The organism is Bacillus sp. FSL R5-0712, assembly GCF_038593285.1.
Classification (GTDB): domain Bacteria; phylum Bacillota; class Bacilli; order Bacillales; family Bacillaceae; genus Bacillus; species Bacillus safensis.
On the sequence record NZ_CP151981.1, the window covers coordinates 1937567 to 1960803 of the forward strand.

Annotated in this window: 26 protein-coding genes and 1 other RNA gene; 6 read left to right on the top strand and 21 right to left on the bottom strand. The window is 41.0% G+C overall.

The features are described from left to right. Positions 1–41: 41 nt before the first annotated feature. Entirely contained in the window at positions 42–374 is a 333-nt protein-coding gene (gene csaA, locus NSU11_RS09575; protein WP_044332945.1) for a chaperone CsaA, read from the bottom strand. A 246-nt stretch (positions 375–620) separates the two neighbouring features. Between csaA and NSU11_RS09580 the strand changes: the two genes are divergently transcribed. Beyond that, positions 621–1100, top strand: a complete 480-nt coding sequence (locus NSU11_RS09580; RefSeq protein ID WP_024422662.1) for a hypothetical protein — start codon at positions 621–623, stop codon at positions 1098–1100. On the opposite strand, the gene NSU11_RS09585 is transcribed toward NSU11_RS09580, so the two are convergent. The 7 genes from NSU11_RS09585 to NSU11_RS09615 all read right to left on the bottom strand — a co-directional run bounded on the left by NSU11_RS09585 (position 1097) and on the right by NSU11_RS09615 (position 7108). Further along, the gene (locus NSU11_RS09585; RefSeq protein ID WP_149126717.1) at positions 1097–2722 is read right to left on the bottom strand and encodes a YndJ family protein; all 1626 of its coding nucleotides are present in this window, start codon (positions 2720–2722) and stop codon (positions 1097–1099) included. The two genes, NSU11_RS09580 and NSU11_RS09585, sit on opposite strands and share 4 nt — an antisense overlap. Then, positions 2715–3323: a DUF4166 domain-containing protein gene (locus NSU11_RS09590; protein ID WP_149126544.1), complete on the bottom strand. Its 609-nt coding sequence runs from the start codon at positions 3321–3323 to the stop codon at positions 2715–2717. The genes NSU11_RS09585 and NSU11_RS09590 overlap by 8 nt, the downstream gene beginning before the upstream one ends. Continuing rightward, positions 3286–4167 (bottom strand): hypothetical protein, encoded by an 882-nt coding sequence (locus NSU11_RS09595; protein ID WP_024422664.1) that lies wholly within the window; start codon positions 4165–4167, stop codon positions 3286–3288. Before NSU11_RS09595 ends, NSU11_RS09590 begins: the two co-directional genes overlap by 38 nt. A gap of 148 nt (positions 4168–4315) precedes the next feature. Then, on the bottom strand, positions 4316–4888 hold the full coding sequence (locus tag NSU11_RS09600) for a TetR/AcrR family transcriptional regulator (RefSeq protein WP_024422665.1): 573 nt from the start codon (positions 4886–4888) through the stop codon (positions 4316–4318). Between the two features lie 3 nt (positions 4889–4891). Next, entirely contained in the window at positions 4892–5611 is a 720-nt protein-coding gene (locus NSU11_RS09605) for an MBL fold metallo-hydrolase (protein WP_024422666.1), read from the bottom strand. A gap of 36 nt (positions 5612–5647) precedes the next feature. Next, complete coding sequence (locus NSU11_RS09610; RefSeq protein WP_024422667.1) at positions 5648–6121, bottom strand: GyrI-like domain-containing protein; 474 nt, start codon at positions 6119–6121, stop codon at positions 5648–5650. Between the two features lie 54 nt (positions 6122–6175). Next, positions 6176–7108, bottom strand: a complete 933-nt coding sequence (locus NSU11_RS09615; RefSeq protein ID WP_024422668.1) for a YafY family protein — start codon at positions 7106–7108, stop codon at positions 6176–6178. A gap of 118 nt (positions 7109–7226) precedes the next feature. Between NSU11_RS09615 and NSU11_RS09620 the strand changes: the two genes are divergently transcribed. Further along, positions 7227–7751 carry a hypothetical protein gene (locus tag NSU11_RS09620; RefSeq protein WP_024422669.1) on the top strand — a complete coding sequence of 175 codons (525 nt, stop codon included), beginning with the start codon at positions 7227–7229 and terminating at the stop codon, positions 7749–7751. A 31-nt stretch (positions 7752–7782) separates the two neighbouring features. Here NSU11_RS09620 and czrA read toward each other — a convergent pair whose 3' ends face one another. After that, complete coding sequence (czrA, locus tag NSU11_RS09625; protein WP_024422670.1) at positions 7783–8112, bottom strand: Zn(II)-responsive metalloregulatory transcriptional repressor CzrA; 330 nt, start codon at positions 8110–8112, stop codon at positions 7783–7785. Between the two features lie 184 nt (positions 8113–8296). Here czrA and NSU11_RS09630 point away from each other — a divergent pair, with 184 nt between their 5' ends. After that, complete coding sequence (locus NSU11_RS09630) at positions 8297–9622, top strand: APC family permease (protein WP_025093128.1); 1326 nt, start codon at positions 8297–8299, stop codon at positions 9620–9622. A gap of 97 nt (positions 9623–9719) precedes the next feature. Continuing rightward, positions 9720–10382 carry a lysozyme family protein gene (locus NSU11_RS09635; RefSeq protein ID WP_024422672.1) on the top strand — a complete coding sequence of 221 codons (663 nt, stop codon included), beginning with the start codon at positions 9720–9722 and terminating at the stop codon, positions 10380–10382. 34 nt (positions 10383–10416) lie between these two features. Here NSU11_RS09635 and prpB read toward each other — a convergent pair whose 3' ends face one another. The 4 genes from prpB to NSU11_RS09655 all read right to left on the bottom strand — a co-directional run bounded on the left by prpB (position 10417) and on the right by NSU11_RS09655 (position 14636). Next, positions 10417–11334, bottom strand: a complete 918-nt coding sequence (prpB, locus tag NSU11_RS09640) for a methylisocitrate lyase (RefSeq protein WP_024422673.1) — start codon at positions 11332–11334, stop codon at positions 10417–10419. A gap of 12 nt (positions 11335–11346) precedes the next feature. Continuing rightward, entirely contained in the window at positions 11347–12783 is a 1437-nt protein-coding gene (locus NSU11_RS09645) for a bifunctional 2-methylcitrate dehydratase/aconitate hydratase (RefSeq protein ID WP_024422674.1), read from the bottom strand. Between the two features lie 2 nt (positions 12784–12785). Further along, on the bottom strand, positions 12786–13928 hold the full coding sequence (mmgD, locus tag NSU11_RS09650) for a citrate synthase (protein WP_024422675.1): 1143 nt from the start codon (positions 13926–13928) through the stop codon (positions 12786–12788). A gap of 168 nt (positions 13929–14096) precedes the next feature. Continuing rightward, entirely contained in the window at positions 14097–14636 is a 540-nt protein-coding gene (locus NSU11_RS09655) for a DUF420 domain-containing protein (protein WP_024422676.1), read from the bottom strand. Between the two features lie 198 nt (positions 14637–14834). Here NSU11_RS09655 and NSU11_RS09660 point away from each other — a divergent pair, with 198 nt between their 5' ends. Continuing rightward, a complete protein-coding gene (locus NSU11_RS09660) occupies positions 14835–15347 on the top strand; it encodes a GNAT family N-acetyltransferase (protein WP_029705992.1) in 513 nt (170 codons plus the stop codon). A 154-nt stretch (positions 15348–15501) separates the two neighbouring features. Here NSU11_RS09660 and NSU11_RS09665 read toward each other — a convergent pair whose 3' ends face one another. The 8 genes from NSU11_RS09665 to NSU11_RS09700 form a co-directional block, all read right to left on the bottom strand. Next, the gene (locus tag NSU11_RS09665; protein ID WP_024422678.1) at positions 15502–16323 is read right to left on the bottom strand and encodes a 3D domain-containing protein; all 822 of its coding nucleotides are present in this window, start codon (positions 16321–16323) and stop codon (positions 15502–15504) included. Positions 16324–16557: 234 nt separating this feature from the next. After that, a complete protein-coding gene (recQ, locus tag NSU11_RS09670) occupies positions 16558–18360 on the bottom strand; it encodes a DNA helicase RecQ (protein ID WP_024422679.1) in 1803 nt (600 codons plus the stop codon). Between the two features lie 133 nt (positions 18361–18493). Beyond that, positions 18494–18679, bottom strand: a non-coding RNA gene (gene ssrS / locus NSU11_RS09675) — 6S RNA. Between the two features lie 132 nt (positions 18680–18811). Beyond that, on the bottom strand, positions 18812–19312 hold the full coding sequence (locus NSU11_RS09680) for a TraR/DksA family transcriptional regulator (protein WP_024422680.1): 501 nt from the start codon (positions 19310–19312) through the stop codon (positions 18812–18814). 91 nt (positions 19313–19403) lie between these two features. Continuing rightward, positions 19404–20051 (bottom strand): SDR family oxidoreductase, encoded by a 648-nt coding sequence (locus tag NSU11_RS09685; RefSeq protein WP_024422681.1) that lies wholly within the window; start codon positions 20049–20051, stop codon positions 19404–19406. 175 nt (positions 20052–20226) lie between these two features. Next, positions 20227–20565 (bottom strand): PH domain-containing protein, encoded by a 339-nt coding sequence (locus NSU11_RS09690; RefSeq protein ID WP_024422682.1) that lies wholly within the window; start codon positions 20563–20565, stop codon positions 20227–20229. A gap of 278 nt (positions 20566–20843) precedes the next feature. After that, the gene (locus NSU11_RS09695; protein ID WP_075611524.1) at positions 20844–20981 is read right to left on the bottom strand and encodes a DUF4025 domain-containing protein; all 138 of its coding nucleotides are present in this window, start codon (positions 20979–20981) and stop codon (positions 20844–20846) included. Between the two features lie 49 nt (positions 20982–21030). Beyond that, a complete protein-coding gene (locus NSU11_RS09700) occupies positions 21031–21243 on the bottom strand; it encodes a DUF6501 family protein (RefSeq protein ID WP_024422683.1) in 213 nt (70 codons plus the stop codon). A gap of 212 nt (positions 21244–21455) precedes the next feature. Here NSU11_RS09700 and NSU11_RS09705 point away from each other — a divergent pair, with 212 nt between their 5' ends. Beyond that, positions 21456–22940: an aldehyde dehydrogenase family protein gene (locus NSU11_RS09705; RefSeq protein WP_024422684.1), complete on the top strand. Its 1485-nt coding sequence runs from the start codon at positions 21456–21458 to the stop codon at positions 22938–22940. Positions 22941–23237: the final 297 nt, after the last annotated feature.

The following is a 23237-nucleotide window of genomic DNA, read 5'->3' on the forward strand; positions in this document are numbered from 1 at the left end:
CAATACGCAAAAGACATCTTCTCAGGAAGATGTCTTTTTTATTACCCTATTTTTGTTCCATTTTCAACAGGCTCATCTGTGGCTAGTAAAACCACGTCTTCTTTTGACGGCATGCCCCCTAAGACAAGCACTTCTGATTTGAATCCTGCAATTCTTCTTGGCGGAAAATTGACGACTGCTACGATTTGTCTGCCAATAAGACTCTCAGCCGTATAACGTTTTGTCAGCTGAGCACTGGATTGCTTTAGACCAACCTCTTTACCAAAATCAATCTTGAGTTTCAATGCAGGTACTCTTGCCTCTGCAAAGAATTCTGCTTCAATGATCGTCCCAACACGAATATCTAACGCCAAAAACTGTTCAATATCTGCCATCTGATTCTCTCCTCTTCATTCAAGGGTAGGTTCATTTACTAGATTCATCAATTGTTTTTTTCATTGTAGCACATTCATTTCGTAAAAAAAGTGAGTCAAAAAGCCGATTCATCGCAAAAACTACCCTTTAGTTTACATAATGTTTTTATCGTCATGTATTAAATATTTGCATCCTGAAAATGAATTCAGTAAAATGGCAAATAATCCTACTGCTTCCTCCCAAATATATTGGGGAGGGGTTAACACTTGTTTACATTATCAGATATGTGGACATTTTGCTGGTCGTTTTTCGTCATTCTTCCTATCGTTGCCATCTTGCATCAGCTTGGCCATATTATGGTCGCATGGATGTTTGGCGCAAAGGTTTCTTTTGCTCTTGGCAGAGGCAAAAAAGTATTGAAAATAGGTGTTGTTGAAATTAGACGAATCTATTTTCTAGATGCATTTTGCCATTATGAAGAAATGAGGAAAAATAACCGATTCTCGCATATTCTTGTCTACCTAGGCGGATCATTATGCAACCTGCTCAGTGTTCTCATACTGAATACAATGATCGCCAATGATATCCTGCCAGAACATCAATTTTTCTATCAATTTGCTTACTTCTCTGTCTACTATGTATTTTTTGCACTGCTGCCAGTCCAGTATGCAGATCATCATCCGAGTGATGGGCAAGCGATTGTGAACATCATTCGGCACGGTGAACCATGTGACATCATTGATTAACAGGATGGCTTCCTGCTGTCAATTTGATAATGAATCGTTAAAAAGGGAATACCGAATAGCTTCATTTGATGAACTGCTGTGAGACTTTTATCTGTCTCCGGCTTCATATGAAAGCTTTCTTCCATTGGCAGTTTCATGGTGATAAAAGGTGTATGCAAATACAATCCTTCGTCACCGGTACTGCCTTTTGGACATGCACTTTTTAAGAGAAAGTCTTCCTTTTCATTAAAAGGTTTTAAAATGGCGGTCATCTGAGAATATGGAAGCGGCAGCGCAATATTCATATAGCCCGCAGCTGCATCGTGATGATGAGCATAAAGTGCAAAAAAAACCTGCTCCCCTTTTTCGTTATAACGGATCCACGCCCTGACATTCTTTCGCCCTTCTTTAGGATGTTGAAATGTAGTCAGACGCCCCTTCATTTCATACGGGATACAAGATGTCCCCAAATAGAGCTGGCCTATTTTCTTAAAAACTGGCTGAAGTAAAAAAACAAACGGCCTCACCCACCAATGAAAACAGACTGCTGCTTTTAACGTAAACGCCATCGGGTTCTCATAAAACCTTCGAATCACAGGTGACACCCTATCAGCTGAAAATGTCGTTCCATTTAAATCATCAAGTGAATCGACTAAACCAAGGTTCTCTCGATCATGCATTCCTTCCTTTTGAAAAGAGATCAAATGAAGACGGCCATGCACTTTTGATATCGGAAAGTCCTTCTGCTTCAATTGATCCTTTGGCCCTTCGATCAGCCATCCAATCAAACCTGGTAAAATAACAAAAAAGGCATTAATACTGCCATGAAACCAAATCATCTGATCAATGCTGATGTAGGTCACGCGCATGAGCATGCCAGCAGAATAAAGAAGAGATAGCACGATCGTTCCCATTAAGACGCAGCTAGAAAACACAATCAGCACTTTGGCCACAGTCGATCGAAACCTTGTTTTCATACAAAGAATACCGTACAAGTAGAGTGCAATGACATATAGTATAACGCTGAACGTATCAAATAGACGGGAGAAGCTAATCCCAACAGCAATCATCACAGGCGACAGCAAAATCACCCAGCCTGCCGCTTTGTATAAAGCTGTCTCTTTTTCTCTCTGTCTCCCTAAAAATCCATAGAAAAGCGGGATAAAAAAAGCCGAGTAATGAAAATGAATAGCGGTCAAAAGCACGATGATTGGTGAAAAGGTCATGACCTGTATATCTGCTGTGTACAGCCAAAACCAAAGCCCTCCTAAAGCGATATACATCCATGCACCATCGATGATCAATTCATGAAGCGGAAAGATTCCCCTTTTCAGCAAACGAGTAAAGCCATATAACGCCAAAAGAATCGTATACAAAAACCATCCCGATGCAAACAAGGCAGAATGATAGATGAATGCAGCCGTTGCACAAAGAGCAGCTAATGGAAAGGCTTTCATTAAAAAGCCGAGCAGTATCCCCGGCTTACTCTCCCTCTCTTCCTTCACAAAAAAGGCTAAAATTGCAGGAAGGAAAAACAGAATGGCTATCAGTACAAATAACTCTGCTGCCGGACCTGTCATCAAGCGGGTGGCGATAAAACAGCACATGAAGACGAGGCTTGATATCAAATGCCATTTATTCATCATGAGACATGACCCTTTCAGTAAACCGGCCTTTATATGTAAAAAGGGTCCCAAACAATCGGTTTTTCACATGCACATCAATGGTATACACACCCGCGTGCTCGTTGTAGCCTTCTGTGACATCTGATACACCGTAAAGCCATGAAGGCAGCGGCCACTCACGTCCTAACATGAGCAGCTTCTGCCGGCCGGATTGAATGTGAAGGAACCCATGCTTTGTTACTGTAAAATGAAGCTCTGACATAAGAAGTCTAGGCTTTCCAAAATAGTCTAGTACTTTATGACTCTTCTGATCAATGATCATATCTGCATCAAAGTGCCGTTCCTTCTTTGGGAAATAAAACGTACGAAACCAGTGCATGCCCTCCTCTCCCTTATTTGTCATAAAGGGTTTATTCACAATCCGGAAAGGAATGTTTTTTCCTCTCTCAGGGAAAAAACAGCGAAACAGTGGACCAATTTTGAAGAAAAATCGAATGAGCCTCGTTCCGCCGCCTATTTCCTCCATAGTGCCTTCTGCGGTAAACGCACGATTGTATCTCTCTTTTAATTTTGGATGAAGCTTATCGTAATCCTTTACTTGATGACGATGAACGACCATGTCTACCTCCCCTTTTTCGTTTGATCGAAAATACGTCTATACAATCTTTTAAATTAATCATTCCTGCAATGGATAGGATCAAAAATGCACTCATCACAAGCGGCTCATGAAGTGTCGTTTGGGGGGATAGGATCCCGATACAAAGCATCAGCAGCAGAAACACACTTTGAAGAATGAACAAATATTTCTTTGATAGCTTAGGTATCAGCCATGATACGCCTATAAGGGCATAAAACAACCGAAATCCGGTACTATGATCAAAAGCAGAATGTGAAAAAGGGATAACCGCTTGGCATAGCCAGACGATGGCAAACAGCAAACAAATTCCATAATGGGCAAGTGTTCTCTCCAGTAACAACCGAGGGTGCGTACCCTTTTCAAGCCACGTCTTTAGTGCGCCAAAACTAAAGGCCGTCATAAACCCCATCATCGGGCGAAAAAGAAATCGATCTGCCCACGCCCATCCTTTTCCTTCTTTCGGTTCATAATCAAATTGCGTTTGAAACACAATATGATCGTTCGTTTTCACATATTTCCAATAGCCGCCGCCTTCTTTGATAAAAGACAATGGGTGTGACGATTTGAATTTAAGCGAGGATGCCCGTTCATTCCGTTCATCCATCATTCTAGTTCGATATGCTCCTGTCCCTGTGACACTTACCCCAAAACCAAGATGCTTTTCATACAAAAAAGTTTGGGGCTGTTCATCTTGGGGTCCATTTAATGAAATGGTTGAAAAGCGCAAATCCCACTGTTCATGAAGCTTTGGATTTTGCGTATATTCCCATACTTTCTCTAAAGGTGCATGAATGGTTGTTTCCACATAAACAGGCTTTCTTTTCATCTGCCTCTACTCCTCTATGTGAATTATTTCACATAATAAGCATACCATGTTTCACAAAACTGTCAAATCTTTATTCGTTTTTCTCGCTAAAAAATTGTGCCAGACGGACGCTCCTTTATGATATCGATTTGCTATAAAAAAAGACCTGTCAAATAGACAGATCTTCTTTTTGCAATACACCTGTGATATAGAGCCGAACCGCATAGCTCACACTTTCTTCAAGCTGTTCTTTTCGTTGAAATCCCTTTTTATTAGAAATATCACCGAAGCCGTGCAGTAAGCTTCTCAGTCCTCTGACAACATGCGTCATTTCTTCTTCTTTTACACCAAAGCGTGACATAATGGATTGAACAAACTGAACAAGGCGCTCTGCTGCAAGTCGTACTTCTTTTTCGTTCATATGTGAAAAGGCAGCTTCATAAAGACCGGGATGTGTTCGGACAAATTGCACATATTGTCTGGCAAAGGCTAAAACAGCTTCTTCTTTTTCCAGCCCCTCTGTGACTTGCATCCCTTCCTCACAAAGCATGGAGAGCCCCTTTACTGCGAGTGCTGCCTGAATCTCATGAAGGCCCGATACATGATTATAAAGAGAAGGCGGCCTGATATTCAGCCTTTTAGACAATGTAGCAATAGTCAAAGCGGAGAAGCCCTCTTCATCAACAAATGCAGCCGCTGTATCCATAATTTTTTCTTGTGTAATTCCCATTCTTGGAGACACGGTTTACTGCCCTCCTTTTTTTAGCTGGTGCTGTCTTTTTTTAACGGCAGCTTGAAGCTTTTCATGAGGCTCTATGATAAGGTCACCATGTCCTGCAGCAAGACAGGATATGCGCAGCGCTAGTAATTTTTCAGCGCTTTTTAATGCGGTTTCTGCATCCCATGTGGCAAATGCCGGGAACGGGAAGCTCCACCGAAACTCACCCGTAACCGATAAGCCGCCTTTTGTCACAAGTGCATCCCCTGCAATGACAACTCCTGACCTTTCATCGTATAAAGAAATGCTGCCGGGTGTATGCCCTGGTGTTGCAATCACTTTGAGCGGCCCAATCTCATCTCCTTCTTCGACAAGTACATCTGGTTTTGTATGAATATTTTTCATAAAACTGCCTTTAATTTTTTGCTGAGGTTCATCAGGAAGCAAGGAAAAGTCACCTTCAAAAAGGCGTGCATCACGTTTTGATAAATAGACAACTGCCTCTGGAAAAGCCTTCTTCACCTCATCTAATGCGCCGATATGATCCATATGGCTATGAGTGAGAATAATCTTATGAATTGGTTTGTTCTTTTTACGGGCAAATTCGATGATCGAGTTTGCCGCCATTTTTAAAGCAGCATCAATTAAGATGAGTCCTTCCTCTTCCTCAAAGACATAGCAATTTACCGGAAATAATCGCGGCATCAATGTAAGCTGGTGCAGACGGTCAAAAGTTGTTAATCTCATGATTGTCCTCCTAAAACTAATATCGTTAGTTTTATATTAACTAATGGTATTAGTTTTAGCAATCATTTTTTCATCAACCGCAATATAAATATCAATTTGCGCTTCTTTTGGATCAATAGATCTTTCATCATACCATTCAAAATCACCTGTATAAGTGCGGTATTGACGCTGATCCCACGTCCAAATCTTGTGCCATGTTTCAAGCACGACCTCTTCAATCGGTCCTTTTCTCGTTTGAAATCTTGCGTAGGTGGACGCAGGAATCTCTTTTACATGTTCGATCTGCTGATCCGCAAATTGCCCAGCTGTAAATAAATAAAAACCATGTTCATCTTTTTCATAATCTGAATACAGCCCTATGACTGGAGCTTGTCCCCCATAAAGCTGCTGCGCAAAAAAATCCTGCCAAAGCGGTGCAATCTTCCGCTCTTTTGTTTTCTCTATTTCATTTGTTGTTCGAACAGACAACCCTTTGATCCATTGTTTCTCTAATGTGACGATATCGTACATACATTCTCATCTCCTTTTCTCCCATCATATAAAAAGAAACCTGACAACAGTGTGTCAAGTTTCTAATCGCTTCATAAATTGTTTTAATTGGAGATCAAATGCTTCCTTGATGTGCTGAGGTGAAACAATGTCGACGTCCGGTCCTAAGTGGAATAGGAAACTGTGCAGCCAATCATCTTGCGGCACAGTCAATGCTGCCAGATAGGTCCCGTCTGAACATATGATCAATTCGTTCTCATCCACCCATTCCTTCACTTTGCCAGCTGATGCTTCCGTTAACCTGAGCGTGAGGGTTGTGACTGAAGGTTCTTCATGCCAAGAGTCATTCCAAGGCTTCTCTTCATTTTTGATTCTTTTCGGCCTGAAATATGCTGAAATGGTGATGAGGTCTGTCATTCTGGTCAGCTTGAATAGACGAAAATCATGTTTCACACAACAAAACGCATACAAGTACCAATGCCTTCCTTTTAAGACAAGCGTATAAGGCTCCACTTTACGTGGAAGTGTTTCACCTTTTGCGTTGCGATAAGTGAATTGAATGAATTGATGCGCGGAAGCAGCGGTATGGATCAGCTGAAGCTTCTTTTCTGCCTGGCTGTCTTTCCCCCATGAGCTTAAATCAATAAAGACATGGTGCTGTTTCTCGCTTTCATCACTTTGTGGAGGAATGAGAGATTTGATTTTTTTCAGTACATGTTCACTTTCTTTAAAGGAGTATGCACTCGTCATGCTTTCAAGGGCAGTTAAAATAAGCTCAATGTCATCATCGGTAAATAATTTTTTCTCTAAACGATAGTCGTCAACAAGCGAAATGCCTCCGCCTGCTCCTTGTGTTGTCACAATAGGAATCCCGGCTTGATTGATGGTCTCAATATCGCGATAAATCGTCCTTACGCTCACTTCGTGAAGTTCAGCAAGGTCTTTCGCTTGTATTTGCTTTTTGCTAATGAGCAGCATCACAATAGACAAAATACGATCGATTTTCATGCCTTTTCCTCTTTTTCATAAATGTAGGTTTTGATTTGATAAAAAATGAAAGAATGGTAAAGATAAGGAACAGCCAGCATTCGTTTACATCCCTGCACATGCAGGAGGAGGTTGCATCATGACACATCACGTGTGGCAGTTATTCATAATTGGGAGCATTATGCTAATCTGCATCATCTTTCGAATGAATCGAATGAGACGCTATCAGCTTGTGCGCCCGATCAGTCTTTTGATGAGAATGTATGTATTTGGACTCACTGCCCTTATTCTCTTATTAGAAGGCTGGCAAAATCACAGCATTTTCATCTATGCCGCTATTGGTATGCTCTTTGGAAGCAGTCTGGCCGTTCATGCCTATGAGACGATCCGCATGAAAGAAGAAAATGGCCGTCTTTACGTGAAAACGAGTAAATGGATTGAAAGCTTCATTTTATGTTTATTTTTATCTCGACTTAGTTTTAAGCTGGGTGAGCTGACGAACCATTCGCTCACAAAGATTGGTGTCGTTGAACTGTATCAGCATATTGTGAGTGATGATGCCATGACCATGCTCAGCTTTTTTCTGTTAGCTGCTTACTATGTCGTTTTTTCTTATCAAATGATGAAAGCAGGTAAACGATCAACACGTATGCATCATGCGTAAAAACCTTCCTACTCATATAGGAAGGTTTTTATTAGTCATGCTGTGCATGATGAATCATTTGTTCAAGTACTTCCATCACATGCTGATCTTCAGGACTGTAAAAGATCGATGTCCCTGCTCGTCTAGATTTCACGAGACGAAGGTTTTTTAAAAAGCGCAGCTGATGAGAAACTGTTGATTGCATGAGATTCAGCGTTTCTGCGATATCATTTACCGAGTATTCACCTTGAGACAAGAGGTGCAGAATACGAATACGTGTCGGATCAGATAAGGCTTTAAACGTTTGGGAGACAAGAAATAAACTTTCTTCATCCAGCTCCATCCGTTCCTGTTCTTGATTTGTATTCAGTTCTTCCTTCATTTCGCTTCACCTTTCTTGTTAGTCAAATCACGACTTATTCTATGTATCATCATATACTAAAACGTCCGGCGTGCAAAGCGGGCACACTTTAAACAAAAGATTTATTCAAATAGCATTGACACTTGGTAGCATTCTTTTTAAAATGAGCATTATTTATTCATTTTTAGAGGAGCTGATAGGCAAATTGACTGAAGAGCCAAGACTAAAACGCAGCCTGACTGTCTTTCCACTTGTTGTGATCGGGCTTGCTTATATGGATCCACTTGTCGTATTTGATTCATACGGCATTGTTGCTCAGCTGACGAAAGGACACGTCGCTGCAGCTTATATATTTACGTTGCTGGCATTACTATTGACAGCGCTTAGCTATGGGAATATGGTGAAGGCTTTTCCAAAAGCAGGATCTGCTTATACATATGCGCAAAAAAGTATTCATCCTCATGTCGGCTTCCTTGTGGGCTGGACACTCTTACTGGATTATTTATTTCTGCCTATGGTGAATTTTGCGATCGGAAGTGCTTATTTAACCGCAGCCTTTCCTGATGTACCTCATTACATTTGGATCATCATACTTGCTATCGCCATAACGACTGTCAATGTCATCGGTATACGGCTTACAGCCAACATTACGGCGCTGTTTGTGACATTTCAGGTCATTGTCGCCGTCACCTTTGTTGGATTTGTTATTTATGGGCTCACGCAAAACGCTGGCAGTGGAGAGTTATTGTCAGCCCGGCCTTTTTATTCAGCGAGCTTAGATCCAGCGCTTATTTTTTCAGGAGCGACCATTTTATGTTTCTCCTTTCTAGGATTTGATGCCATTTCCACTATGTCTGAGGAAACCATTAAACCAAAAAAGACGATTCCGCTTGCCATTTTCTTAACCGTTGCGATTGGAGGCGTACTGTTTACTTTGACGTCTTATTTTTTGCAGCAGGTGTTTCCAAATTTTCAGCAGTTCAAACATCCTGATGCAGCCTCACTTGAAATTGCAGAATTCGTGGGCGGCGCATTTCTCCACTCGTTCTTTTTAGCTGGCACAATGGTCGCTGTCATTTCTTCCTCCTTATCGTCACATGCGAGTGCAGCAAGGCTTTTATATGCAATGGGAAGAGATCAATCGTTACCAAAGCGTTTCTTCGGGTATATTCATCCGAGATTAAAAACCCCTGTTTTTAATATTTTGTTAATCGGAGCTTTCTCATTAACCGCAGTCGTTGGCGAACTTGAAGTCATTTATTCCTTTATCAGCTTCGGCGCCTTAATTGGATTTACCTTTGTGAATTTGTCTGTTTTTGCGTACTTTTTCGTCAAACAAAAACAAAGAGGTGTACTGAATACATTGAGATATGCCGTGATCCCTCTATGCGGGACGGCGTTTTGCATTTGGCTGTTAACGAGCATCAGTACAAATGCATTAATCATTGGCTTGATTTGGCTAATTATCGGTTTTGTTTATTTCTGCTTCAGGCTGAAAACAAGATCTGAATTTACGTTTGGATATGATTGATTATAAGGTTTTCACTTGGTATCCTGCACAGGATATGGCATAATGAAAAGGCTGTACTTCCCTTTTAAAAGCGGGGCAAAACAGGGGTGAACTGACCTTGAAAAAGAAAAAAACAGGATGTTTTGCCATTTCAGGCTGTTTCACGATTTTTCTCTTTGTTTTCGTATTAGCAGCCATTGCCATCTCCTTTAATCAAAAGGAGTTAAAAAAGCTGCCGATTGATACGGAATCAATTGTTTTGTCGAGATTGGATGATTACAAACCGCTTGTAGAAACAGAGTTAAGAGATCAAGATTTAGATCAGTATACCGGGTTAATCCTCGGTATGATGTATCAAGAATCAAAAGGCAGGGGCGGAGATCCAATGCAGGCCTCTGAATCTCTTGGTTTGAAACGAAATGAAATCAATGACCCTGAGAAAAGCATTAAACAAGGAGTCCATCATTTTTCGACTATGTACAAGCATGGGAAGAAAAAAGGCGTTGATTTGGAAACCATTATTCAAAGCTATAACATGGGAATCGGCTATATTGATTTTGTTGCAAAAAACGGGGGAAAACATTCCGAGAAACTGGCAAAGCAATACTCCAAAAAGCAAGTGAAACGAAACCCCGAGGTCTATACGTGCGGCGGCAATAAAGATAACTTCCGCTATCCGTATTGCTACGGTGACTTCACTTACGCTGAAAAAGTAAAAGAAAAAACGAAAACAGTTGAAGAAAAGATGAAATTGGCTTCTTCATCCACACCATCATCGTAAAAAAAGCACTTCCGTCAAGGAAGTGCTTTTCATTTTATCGCTGTTCTTTCCCAATTTCCGGGAGGATCGTTTTTGCTAAATGCTGGTCCATTTCCTCATATTCATCATAATGAATCGTTTCATACAGCTCTTTTCTCGTTTGCATATCCCCAAGTATCCCCTGCTGCGTTCCCTTTTCCATGATTTCTGTAAATAAACGCTCATACGCTTTTGCAGCAACTCTAAGTGATGACACAGGGTAAATGACCATTTGAAAGCCAAATATAGAAAATTCATCTGCATGATAATAAGGCGTCTTGCCAAACTCCGTCATGTTTGCAAGGAGCGGACCTTTAATATGGTTTGACGCATGCGTGAAGTCCTCTGCTGTAATGAGTGCCTCAGGAAAAATAGCATCAGCTCCTGCTTCTACGTAAAGATTGGCCCGGCGGATGACATCCTCCATTCCATTTACGGACTTTGCATCGGTTCTCGCAATCACCAAAAGCGTTGGTGCCGCTTGTTTGATGGCTTTGATTTTTGCGACCATTTCTTCTACTGGAACGAGTGATTTCCCGTTTAAATGCCCGCATTTTTTCGGCATTTGCTGATCTTCAATTTGAACAGCTGCCACTTTGCTCTCAACCATTTCTTTTGCCGCTCTTGCTGCATTTAAAACACCGCCATAACCTGTGTCCATATCGACCAAAAGCGGCAGCTGGGAAGCTCGAATAATCTCCTTCGCTTTTTCAGCCATTTCTGTTGAATGGATCATGCCGAGGTCTGGCAGTCCTTTGCTGGCACAAAAAGCGGCACCTGATAAATAGAGTCCTTGAAAGCCCATTTTTTTCGCATAGAGCGCAGACATTCCATCGTGAACGCCTGGAATTTGAAATAAAGCTGATTTGTTCATTTGTTCTTTAAAGGCTGCGGCTAAATCAGCCTGACTTCTTTCTTCATTCACGATCCACACACTAGCTCCCCCTTATATGACGAATAAGTCCATAAATGCTGGTACTGTTGTTGTTTTTAATTGATTTGGATTTTGGCAGAGTGACACAATTTGATCCACTTGCTTTTGTGGAAATCTTGTCTTTAAATGATAGACCCATTTCTTTTCAAGCAGCGGAATGCCTTCCTGTCTTCTTCTGCGGTGACCGAGCGGGTATTCAATTTCAATTCGGTCTGTCATCGTCCCGTCTTTAAAGAAAATTTGTACACAGTTGGCAATCGATCTCTTTTTCGGATCTAAATAATCCTCTGTGTAACGTTTATCCTCTTTCACAATCATTCGGTCACGAAGACGATCAATGGCTGGATTTTGCGCTGTTTCTTCTTCATAATGGTCAGCTGTTAGTTCACCATAGATCAGTCCAATAGCTGTAATATACTGCAAGCAATGATCACGGTCTGCCGGATTATAAAGCGGACCTTTCTTATCAATAATCCGAATCGCTGACTCATGTGTCGTAATCTCTACCCGGTCAATTTCATCTAAACGATCTTTTACAGCGTCATGCAGCATCACAGCCGCCTCTGCAGCTGTCTGTGCATGAAACTCAGCAGGATAAGCAATTTTGAAAAGAACATTTTCTATGACGTATGATCCAAGGGGCTGGGCGAGCGTAAGTGGTTTTCCTTTCATCAGAACATCTTCAAAGCCCCACTTCTCTGCACTGAGAGGCGTTTGATAACCCATTTCCCCTTTACGTGTCATCATTGCCAGCCTCACTCCGCGGCTTGTTGCATCCCCCGCTGCCCATGATTTCCTCGATCCTGTGTTTGGAGCATGGCGATACGTCCTAAGCGGGGAATTATCAACAAACGCTTGTGATAAAACATGCTGGACCTCTTCCTTTGTTCCGCCAAGCATTGCACACACAACTGCACTTGTTGCCACTTTGACAAATAACACATGGTCCAATCCATTTCGATTTAGACAATTTTCTAAAGCAAGGACACCTTGAATTTCATGTGCCTTGACGATTGCATGCAGTACATCATTCATCGTTAGCGGCTCTTCTCCGTTTGCAAGGCGAGTTCTGCTGATATAATCACTTACAGCTAATATTCCGCCTAAGTTATCTGAAGGATGCCCCCACTCCTGTGCAAGCCACGTGTCATTATAATCTAACCAGCGGATCATACAGCCGATATCAAAAGCCGCTTGAACAGGATCTAGCACAAACGAAGTGCCTGGAACTCTTGCTCCGTTAGGTACGACTGTTCCAGGTACGATAGGTCCAAGGTGCTTCGTACATTCTGGAAAATTAAGAGCCAGCATTCCGCAACCGAGCGTGTCTATGAGCACATACCGCGCGGTTTCAATGGCCTCTTTGCTTGTAATTTCTCCGTCTACTGCATAGGCAGCGATTTCTTCTAATAGCTGATCTGTTTGATTGGCGACTGCTGTTTTGTTCATGTTCATTCCCCCGTTTTTCCATCATCATTTGAAACCTTTAATCCTCTTGGCCCTAAATACCGGACTCTCGGTCTAAAAATGCGATTATGCAAATGCTGTTCAATAACATGTGCGGCTAATCCGCTAGCTCTTGCAGCAAAGAAAATAGGTGTATAAAGTGAAATAGGGATTCCGAGTACGTAATAAATCGGTGCAGCATAATAATCAAGATTTGGATAAAGGTTTTTCTGCTCTTTCATGTATGCCTCTCCTGCTACACACATGTCATATAGCATTGTATCCCCTTTTGATTCGGTAAGCGTTTTCAATGAACGTTTTAAAAGAGCGGCTCGCGGGTCCATTTTTCTCATGTATACTCTGTGGCCAAAGCCCATCATTTTTTCTTTTGCGGCTAATTTTCGTTCAATGAGCGCAAGAAATCCTTCTGTTGTTTTTCCTTCAAGAAGCATGTGCATGACAGCTTCATTTGCTCCTCCGTGGAGGTCACCTTTTAATGAAGAGATCGCTCCAGTAAAAGCACCATACATGTCAGAATGCGTGGATGCAATCACTCTAGCCGCAAACGTTGAATTCGGCAGCTCATGTTCGCTATATAATGTGAGTGTTTGGTCAAAAGTGGTAATTTCGTCTTGTGTCGGGGTGCGTCCAGTTAGCATGGATAAAAAGTTTTCAGTGTAGGATTTGGTCTGATCTGGAGAAATAGCGGCGTCTTTTGTGAGAATATAATAGCTTCCAGCAACAATGGCCGGCAGCTGGCCTAGTAATCGAACTGCACGCCTCTTTTGGCACGCTTCAGATCGATCATGTAATGCGTCATCATACCCTGCAAGAGCAGATAAACACGTTCTCATCGCATCCATAGGGTGAGTGGATTTTGGCAGCTTGGTTAAAATGGTTTGAATGGTTGGATGTAAGCTCGTTTGTGAGGATATATCTTGCTGAAATTGATGATATTCCATCTTATCTGGTAATCTTCCATAAATAAGCAGATAGGCTGTTTCTAAATATGTCTTGTTTTGTGCCAGCTCAATGAGGTCGTACCCGCGAATCACAATTTCCTCTTGCTCCACATCTAAGTATGATATGGACGTTTCGCTTGCCACAATGTCTTCAAGCCCCGGTTTATACTGCAATTGTTCAGTCATCATATAACCCCCGTTTCGTCCAATTGTTGATCTCCAAACGAGCAAACGGCCAGAAATGATGTGAATCTATAGATGGGAAGATACCGTGCTAGTCGGATATCCAATTTCCATTCTATCCAAAGCACTTCATCTTGTAAATAAAAGAACGTATGTCCAGTTGGACATACGTTAGCTGTAATATGGAGAAATCATGATATAGACAATGACGCCAGTGAGACTAACATAGAGCCAAAGCGGCATCGTCCAGCGGGCAATTTTACGGTGACGCTCGACCTGCATCTGTGCGCCTCTAAATAGTGTAATCAGTGCAAGCGGTACAATAATAGCTGAGAGCACTATATGTGTAATCAAAATAAAGAAATAAATCGGACGGATGATCCCTTCTCCTCCGAAATGTGTATCAGCTGCCATTGAATGATACGTCACATACGAAATTAAAAAGACAAGTGTTGTTGAAAATGCAGCAAAGATAAATCGTCTATGCGCTTTAATGTTCTTTTGTTTAATCATAATGAGTGCTGAAAGTAAGAAGATAAACGTAAAGCTGTTCATCACGGCATTCAGTAACGGCAGAAATGTAATATCCAGATGACTAAATTTATCTGTTTTTGGCATTAAAAATAATAAAGCGATTAATCCGTTTATGGCAATTGTTAAAATGACAACAATGCCGGTGAAATTTTTCGGTTTTTGATTCTGTTCGTTCATGTTTGAAAACCTCTCTTTATTAGTTCCGACTAAGAGTATGTTATTTAACTTTCTCTATAAAGTCAATGAATTCGCTGTCTTCGTCGAATTTTAGACAAACTTGCCGATAATCGGCATTCTAACGGCTTGAAAGATCCATCCACTTCCTTTAAAATTGGAATTTATGTGATTTTTATCATTTCTTATATGAAAGGAGTAATGGACTTGTCAATCTTACAGGAAACACCCAAAGATGTGAAGGCGTTAGAGCAAGAATTACAGCAATTGCAGTTCCAAATGTATCGAATGCAAGAAAATATGAAAGATATTTCGAAAAAGGCAAAGATCATTGGCATTGATCAGGCGAAAGAAGATGAATGGATGATTGTCTCTGCCATTGAAAGTGCTGATACATGTAAAATCATGCTGACCGATTGTGAAAAAGCTTTTCGCGGACAATCTGATTTTTCCTTAATTGCGGAATATCCTGAAGAAGGAAAGATTCATATTGCTGATATTAAAGGCCCTCCCGATAATGGGTACGGCTCAATCTGTATGAAGCATTTAAAAGAAATCGCAAGAGAGCAGAACATTCCAGTTATTACAGGTGATCTCGTCAAAAGAGATTGGAATCACGTGGACCGATTGATTCACTTTTATGAAAAGCACCAATTTGATGTCCAAATCAATTGGAAAGAACAAAGCGGAGAAATTTATTGGGTGGACAGCTAACGACAAAAAAACAGCGTGTATGATGGAATATACGCTGTTTTTTGTCGAAAATGCAAATTTTTCTGAAAAATGTGTGTTTTTTTGACCAAAAAAAGGGTACAATAAAAGCATCAGGCCGCCACCTGATGCTTTCTTTCCAAAAAACAATAAGTTACTAGTTAAGTACTTTCACTTTGACTGATTTTACGCCCCAATTTTTTGCTTGGGATTTGCTTGGTACATGTACATCAATTTTGTTACCTTTAATTGCGCCGCCAGTATCTGCTGCGATGGCTTCACCGTAGCCTTCAACATAAACCTTACTTCCTAATGGAATGACATTAGGATCTACTGCAATCACTTTCGCATTTGGGTTTTTGTTTAAGTTTACCCCTGTTGCAGTGATACCTGAGATGCCACCATCATTTGCTGTATAAGCCGTAGCCGTTACAGTCATTTCTTTTTGTACACTTTGACTAGCAGAAGATGATTCTGCTTTAGCTGTTTCCTGTTTAGGAGCAGCTTTTTTTGGTGCTTCCTGTTTAGGAGCAGCTTTTTGTGTTGTTTGCTCTTTTTGGACAGGCTCCTGTTTTTGTACAGGCTCTGAGCTTACCGGAGCTGAGCTTTGACCAGCAACACTTAGTGTTGAACCAATCATAATTATATCTGAGTTTAAGTTATTCCAAGACTTAATATCGCTAATTGACACATTGAATTTTTGAGCGATTTTCCAGAGGCTGTCCCCCTTCTGGACTTTATACTGCTCCTGAGTTTTCTCTTTTGAAGAGATTGTCAATTTATCACCTACATAAATCATGTCTGTTGATAAATTGTTCCAACCCTTTAGGTCCTTTAGAGACACATCATTTTTTTGAGAGATTCCCCAAAGTGTATCACCTTTCTTCACAGTGATTTCCTTTGCAGAAGCTTGCTGTGCTCCAAATGCTGTTGTAGAGATTGCTGCAACAGCAACCAAGGACATAATAGTCTTCTTCATAAAGTAAATCCTCCCTTGTTAGCTTTTTATGGCGGCTAACGAGTGCTATCGTAACATATGTAAATGTCAATTCAATAACAAAACGATATGTTTTAGATTACAGTTCCTTTACATGAAACATCTCTCTCCATTGGTAAATCAGACCACAAAACAGCTCGATTACCCGCCATATCAAGGTTTTGAAAGGATCAGAAACCTCCTGTTGAAAACGTGTCCAAACGCAGCGAAAAAAATTTATTTTTCTTCTTCAATCTTTTTATTTTTCTCTTTTTCTATAAATAAACGGATTTCTTCTAAAAAAACATCCCCGTATTTCTCTCTTTTTTGAGCGCCTATTCCCTTAATATGGAGAAGTTCTTCTTCTGTTTTAGGCTGAACGGCTGACATTTCCTTCAAGGTTTGATCAGAAAATACAACAAATGGCGGAACGCCCTGCTCTCTCGCCAGCTTCATTCTCACCGCTCTCAGCTGCTCAAATAATGCATCGTTTTCTTGAATCGCCTCTCTTTTAACTGCCTGCTTTTTATACACAGCCTCTTGCCCGACTAACACTTTCTTTCCTTTATGTGTCACTTTTAATGTTGGATAAGCTCCTTCAGACATGTGCAAATACTCTTCTGTAATTAAAAATTCGATGAAATCACTGATTTGCTGGGCTGATTGCGGCTTCATTAAAGCGTATGTAGGAAGACGGTCGAAACCGAGGTCAAGCACTTTTTTATTTTTGGAGCCTGCCAGTACTTGAGCAATCATCATTTTTCCAAAGCGCTCGTTCATTCTAACCGTACACGATAAAACCATTTGCGCTTCTCGAGTGACCTCTTCACGCTCTCTTTCATCAAGGCAATTACTGCATTTTTGGCAAGGGGCACTTGCTGATTGATCAAAGTAGTCCATCACAAATTGCTGCAGACATTGCTCAGTGTGACAGTAATCGACCATTTGTCTAAGTTTAAGCAGCTCATGCTGAAAGCGCACTTCATCTTCTGTTGACTGTTCAATGAGGAATCGCTGCATTCGTACGCCCTGCGGCGAAAACAGTAAAATGCATTCACTTTGGAGCCCGTCTCTGCCGGCGCGTCCAGCCTCTTGATAGTAGCTTTCAATATCCCTTGGAATTTGATGATGTATCACAAAACGGACATTTGACTTATTAATTCCCATGCCAAATGCAGATGTAGCGACCATGACCTGGATGTCATCGTTTAAAAACAGGTTTTGCTGCTCTTCTCTCACATCGTCATCTAACCCGCCATGATAAATGCCAGCTTTGATCTTTTGTTTCTTTAGCCGATTGTAAATATTTTCGGCTTCTTTTCTTGTAGCAGTATAGATAATGCCGGACTCAAGCTTATTTTTCTTCATATAATGTGTGATAAAGCGGTCACTATTTTCTCCTTTGACCACCTGAAAAGATAAATTTTCTCTAGCAAACCCAGTAAAAATGGTTTCTTCTTCGTTCATGCCAAGCTGTTCACATATATCTCGGTGAACCTTTTTCGTGGCTGTAGCAGTTAATGCGACAATCACTGGCCTTTTTGTCAGCCGATTTAAACATTCTTGAATAAAGCGGTAGCTCGGCCTAAAATCATGCCCCCACTCAGATATACAGTGTGCTTCATCAATTGCAATTAAAGGGATCGTTAACCGATCAAGCAGCTGAAAAAAACGTTCATTTTGTAAACGTTCAGGTGTGATATAAAGCAGCTGATATTCCCCATCTTCACATTTTTTCAGCCTTTTATTCATTTCAGCTGCGGAAAGTGTGCTGTTTAAAAAGGACGATCGTATGCCCATCTCATTTAGCGCATCGACTTGATCTTTCATTAAAGAAATTAGCGGGGATACAACGATCGTTGTTCCTTCCATCATCAGGGCAGGAATCTGGTAGCAAACCGATTTCCCCCCGCCTGTCGGCATAATACAGACGGTATCCTTCTGTTTGTTTACAATCGATTCAATGGCTTGTTTCTGTCCCTGCCTAAAGGCGTCAAAGCCAAAGTATTGTTTCAGGAGTGCTTCTGCTTGTTCTAACATCCAATTCCCTCTCCGTCTTTTGTTTTGTCTATTTTAACATACATTCATGCCTCTTCCGGCTGACTGTGCAATTTCGTTTTTTCACAAAATAAAAAGCCATTTTCCAAAATGGAAAATGGCTTGAATCATCCTAGGAAAAGCTGCGGATGCCGTAATCTAAGTAAGAAAGTTTTAAACCACCACTCCTCAAAGTGGGTGTTTGCAGAAACGTTCCTGTCTTCCTCGCTAAGGAGGCATGACATTCCGGCTTCAATATAAAACTCCCTATTACAGCTTAAAGGTTAAAACTTAATTAACATTACGCGCATCGCAGCCTTTAAACTATATTACACGAAAGTTTATTAAATTTCAAGAGATCTTTTTTCTATGAAATACTCATGTATACAAGTTATTTGTTCATGTGTACATAAGAAAAAATTATTCTGAAAAAATTTAACCTTCGCTTATGATCCTATTTTTCCTCATCTACATCAGCATCTTGCTCTTCCTCTAATCTTTCATACGTATCTGAATGCATCTGATCCATTGTTTCTCTATTTGTTAAATCGCGCATTTGATCGGAGAATGAACGGTCAAATTCGTTTGGATCTTGAGTGGTTTCTTCATTTTTCTTTGCATCTATTGAATAACGTGTATATGGAACTGCTTTTAAACGCTCGTATGGGATCTCTTTTCCCGTTTTCTCACATATCCCATATGTTCCGTCTTCCATTCGTTTCAGTGCTGCATCGATTTCACCTTCAAGCTGATCATCGACCTGATCCAGCGTTTGTTCTGTCATACGGTCTAAATAGATGCTCCCATGATCAGCGATATGATTACCAACACCATTTGAAATCTCACTCGATTCAACGAGCATCGATTCTTCTTTCTTTTTTGATCCCTTCACATCTTCTTTTAATTGAATCAATCTTTCGTATAAATCAGCTTGTTGTTCTTTCGTTAAGCCCACGGTCAATCACTCCTTTCTCATTACCTTCCCGCTGAAAGGGAAAAGAAAACATCAAAAAAGCCGCCGCCTCTTTGGCAGCAGCTTTCTTTTCTTACAGATGGCGAAGTGCTTCTTCGATTGGTTTATCGCCTTTAATCAAGTCAAAGGACTTATTTTTCACATTGGATTCTGTTAAGCTCTCCACAAGAACAATGGCTACGTCCTCTCTTGAAATTTCGATGTTTTGATCATCTGGAATATGTTCGGCAGCTTCAATCTTTCCTGTCTTCTCCTCATGCAGCAGGGCACCTGGGCGGACAATCGTATAGGAAAGACCAGACTGTTTTAAGTGCTCATCGGCTTTTCTTTTTGCTTCATAATAAGTTTCCATACTTCCTTGCCCTTTTCCTTGATTCGGATCATCTGCATTATAAGCACTAAGCATAACAAAATGCTGGATGTTTTCTTTTTTCGCTGTATCAACGAGGCGTTTTGCCCCTTCTTGATCGACCGCAATGGTCTTATCTGCACCTGTTTTTGAGCCTGAACCAGCTGCAAAGATGACAGCGTCTGCTTGTTTCACAGCATCTGTCACATCTTTTTCAAGATCACCGATGACAGGTACTGCACCAAGTTCTTTTAGTGCATCAGCTTGTTTTTCATCTCGAATGAGAGCAAGCGGCTCCTGTCCTTTTTCTTTTAAATAACGAACGACAAGTCTGCCTGTATGTCCATTTGCTCCTGCAACTAATACTTTCATTGTTCATTCTCCTTTCTGTATCTGTTTCATCTTTATCCTTTTTTGCTATCATTCAAACTCTTAAGCAGAAAAAAGCCCTTCCCATCAGATGGGAAGGGCTTAGCAATGTGCGATCTATAAAAATAAGAACGAAGAATGAGAAAAGTGCATATGATCTATGTAATCGCAAGATTGATCAGCAAAGATGTTTTGTCAAAATGGCTTGCACATCACTCAAATCCGTCTCTTTGGAAAAGTCGAGTTCAAATACTTTTGAGCTTGTGACAAGCAGCATACCTGTGTCCTGATCAAACACGCCAGCTTCTTGTATGGCAAAACTTTCAATTGATCGATACGGCAAGGAGACCCTGACTTTCTTCTTAGAAAATACGCGGTTATCGCCAAAGATCAGTCGTTTATTGGTAAAGCAAATTTGGTCGTGACGCAGTCTGTAAACAGCCTCAATTCTTTCCCCTTCAATCAATAAGGATTCGAATTTCTTATCATTTTGTTTACTGACAGAAAAAATACCCACGTAAACCCCCTCTTCCTGCATCAAATTCCTTTATGACAAAACGGCCACACGGCTCTGTGGGTACGTTTTATTCTCACTTATAGAATACGCTATAAATGGTTGTTATTCCATTACGAATAGATTAAATTTCATTTAACTTTTTCTTTTTGATCCGATGCTCTTTCCTCTACTTATTTAGACAGTTAAACCAGGAAAAAAGTTTCAGTTCTTTTCGAGAAAAATGCTGAATCATTCCAATAAAAAAACAGTGATTATGCCAAATCACTGTTTTTAAATGACTATTCGTCTTTTGGTGTATCAATCGTTCCCTCGGCATACACATCGGAAATCTGTTCAAGCGTAATCGCCATATCAGCGTCCTCGTGTTCATGCCATGCATTTTGATTTTTCTGCTCGTCATTTTGCTGCTTTTTCATCATCATCACCCTTTACTGTTTTTCTTAGTATGAGTGATGACCATCAAAATCATTCAGCTGAAATATCTTCGAAATACTCCTTGTAATACCCGCCTACTTTACCCGTATTGTCTACGACAAACAGGAATTCTTCTGTTTCATTTTTCACTTCATATGTGCTTCCAACCGTTAATGCCCGGTCGACCATATATTTTTTCGCATTTGTATGTACACATTTTACCTGTTTTAACGTTTGAGCCGTTTGCCAGTTTTGATGGATCATGATTTAAAAACTCCTTTTTTCATCTATACATTTATTGTAGCCAAATTTTCGCGAAATGCAATGAGTGTTATGGATTGCTTTCAAACAGGTCGTGTAATATGATAATTGTATACGTTTACATCTTTGTGCGTATACAATTTCGTTGCATGTCCGCTTTTCCCACCTAGAACTCGCAGAAAACAATCCATATCTTTAAGGAGGTTTGTTTATTTATGAGCTCTACAACACTTCAAATTAGTTCAAAACTCGAATCTTTTCTCCAAGGGACGAAAAAACTCTACATTAATGGTCAGTTTGTCACAAGTCACGATAACAAAACCTTTGCTACTCCTAACCCAGCCACAGGCGAAACCCTTATTGATGTTTATGAAGCAGGTGCAAAAGATATTGATGAGGCCGTAAAAGCTGCAAAAAAAGCCTTTCATGGTCCTTGGCGCTCAATGTCTGCCGCTGAACGCGCCCGCCTCATGTTCAAGCTTGCTGATTTAATGGAAGAAAATCAGGAAGAGCTTGCACAGCTAGAAACTTTAGATAACGGAAAACCAATTAATGAAACAACAAATGCAGATATCCCCCTCGCTATTGAGCACATGCGCTATTATGCGGGCTGGACGACAAAAATGAATGGACAAACCATTCCTGTCAGTCAAGGATATTTTAATTATACCCGCCATGAGCCGGTTGGGGTTGTAGGACAAATCATCCCATGGAACTTCCCGCTGCTCATGGCTATGTGGAAAATGGGCGCCGCACTTGCAACAGGGTGCACCATCGTTTTAAAGCCAGCCGAACAAACTCCACTCTCTGCTCTTTACTTAGCAGAATTAGTGGACAAAGCCGGCTTCCCAGAAGGCGTGATTAACATCGTTCCTGGATTTGGCGAAACAGCCGGAGAAGCCTTAACTGATCATCCTGACGTGAACAAGCTGGCCTTCACAGGGTCAACAAGTGTTGGGAAATTAATTATGGAGAAAGCGGCTAAAACCATTAAGAGGGTCACATTAGAGCTTGGCGGAAAATCACCGAATATTATTTTACCTGATGCCGATTTAAAGAAAGCCATTCCAGGTGCTTTAAATGGCGTCATGTTTAACCAAGGCCAAGTATGCTGCGCAGGGTCCAGAGTCTTTGTTCATCGGAGCCAATATGATGAAGTGGTCGATCAAATGGCCAAATATGCAGGATCCCTCAAACAAGGCGCTGGTCTTCATCAAGATACGCAAATTGGACCTCTTGTAAGTAAAGAACAGCACGAACGCGTGTTAGGCTATATTGAAAAAGGTAAATCCGAAGGGGCAACAGCCGTTGTCGGGGGCGATTGCCCTTATGAGGCTGGCTATTTCGTCTCTCCTACTATTTTTAAAGATGTAGAAGATGAAATGACCATTGCTAAAGAAGAAATCTTTGGACCTGTCTTATCTGCCATTCCTTACGATTCCATTGATGAAGTGGTCGAACGAGCCAACCAGTCTGAATATGGATTAGCAGCAGGACTTTGGACAGAAAACTTAAAGCATGCCCATGATATCGCTGCACGTCTTGAAGCAGGAACAATTTGGGTCAACTGCTATAATGTCTTTGATGCCGCCTCCCCGTTTGGAGGATATAAGCAATCAGGTCTTGGCAGAGAAATGGGATCATATGCCCTTAACAACTATACAGAAGTCAAAAGTGTATGGATTAACCTCCAAGACTAATGACGTCAAGAAAGCCGGTGACCCTGTCATCGGCTCAGATCGTTGACAAAGTGCTAAAATGATTTTTATTTTAGCACTTTGTCTTCTTTTCAGCGTGATAGAAAACCTTTGCAGTCTAGGAAGGACGAGCACTGGCGCGGAGCGAATTGACATTCGTGAGCACCAGCGCGCAGACCTGACACCGAATGCGAGGGTTTGTCTACACGCTGAGCCGGTGACCCTGTCATCGGCTTTTTTTGTGTTTGCATGTGACAGGCCGGCTCCTGAATATAGTATGAAAGGAAAGGAGCATGGCCG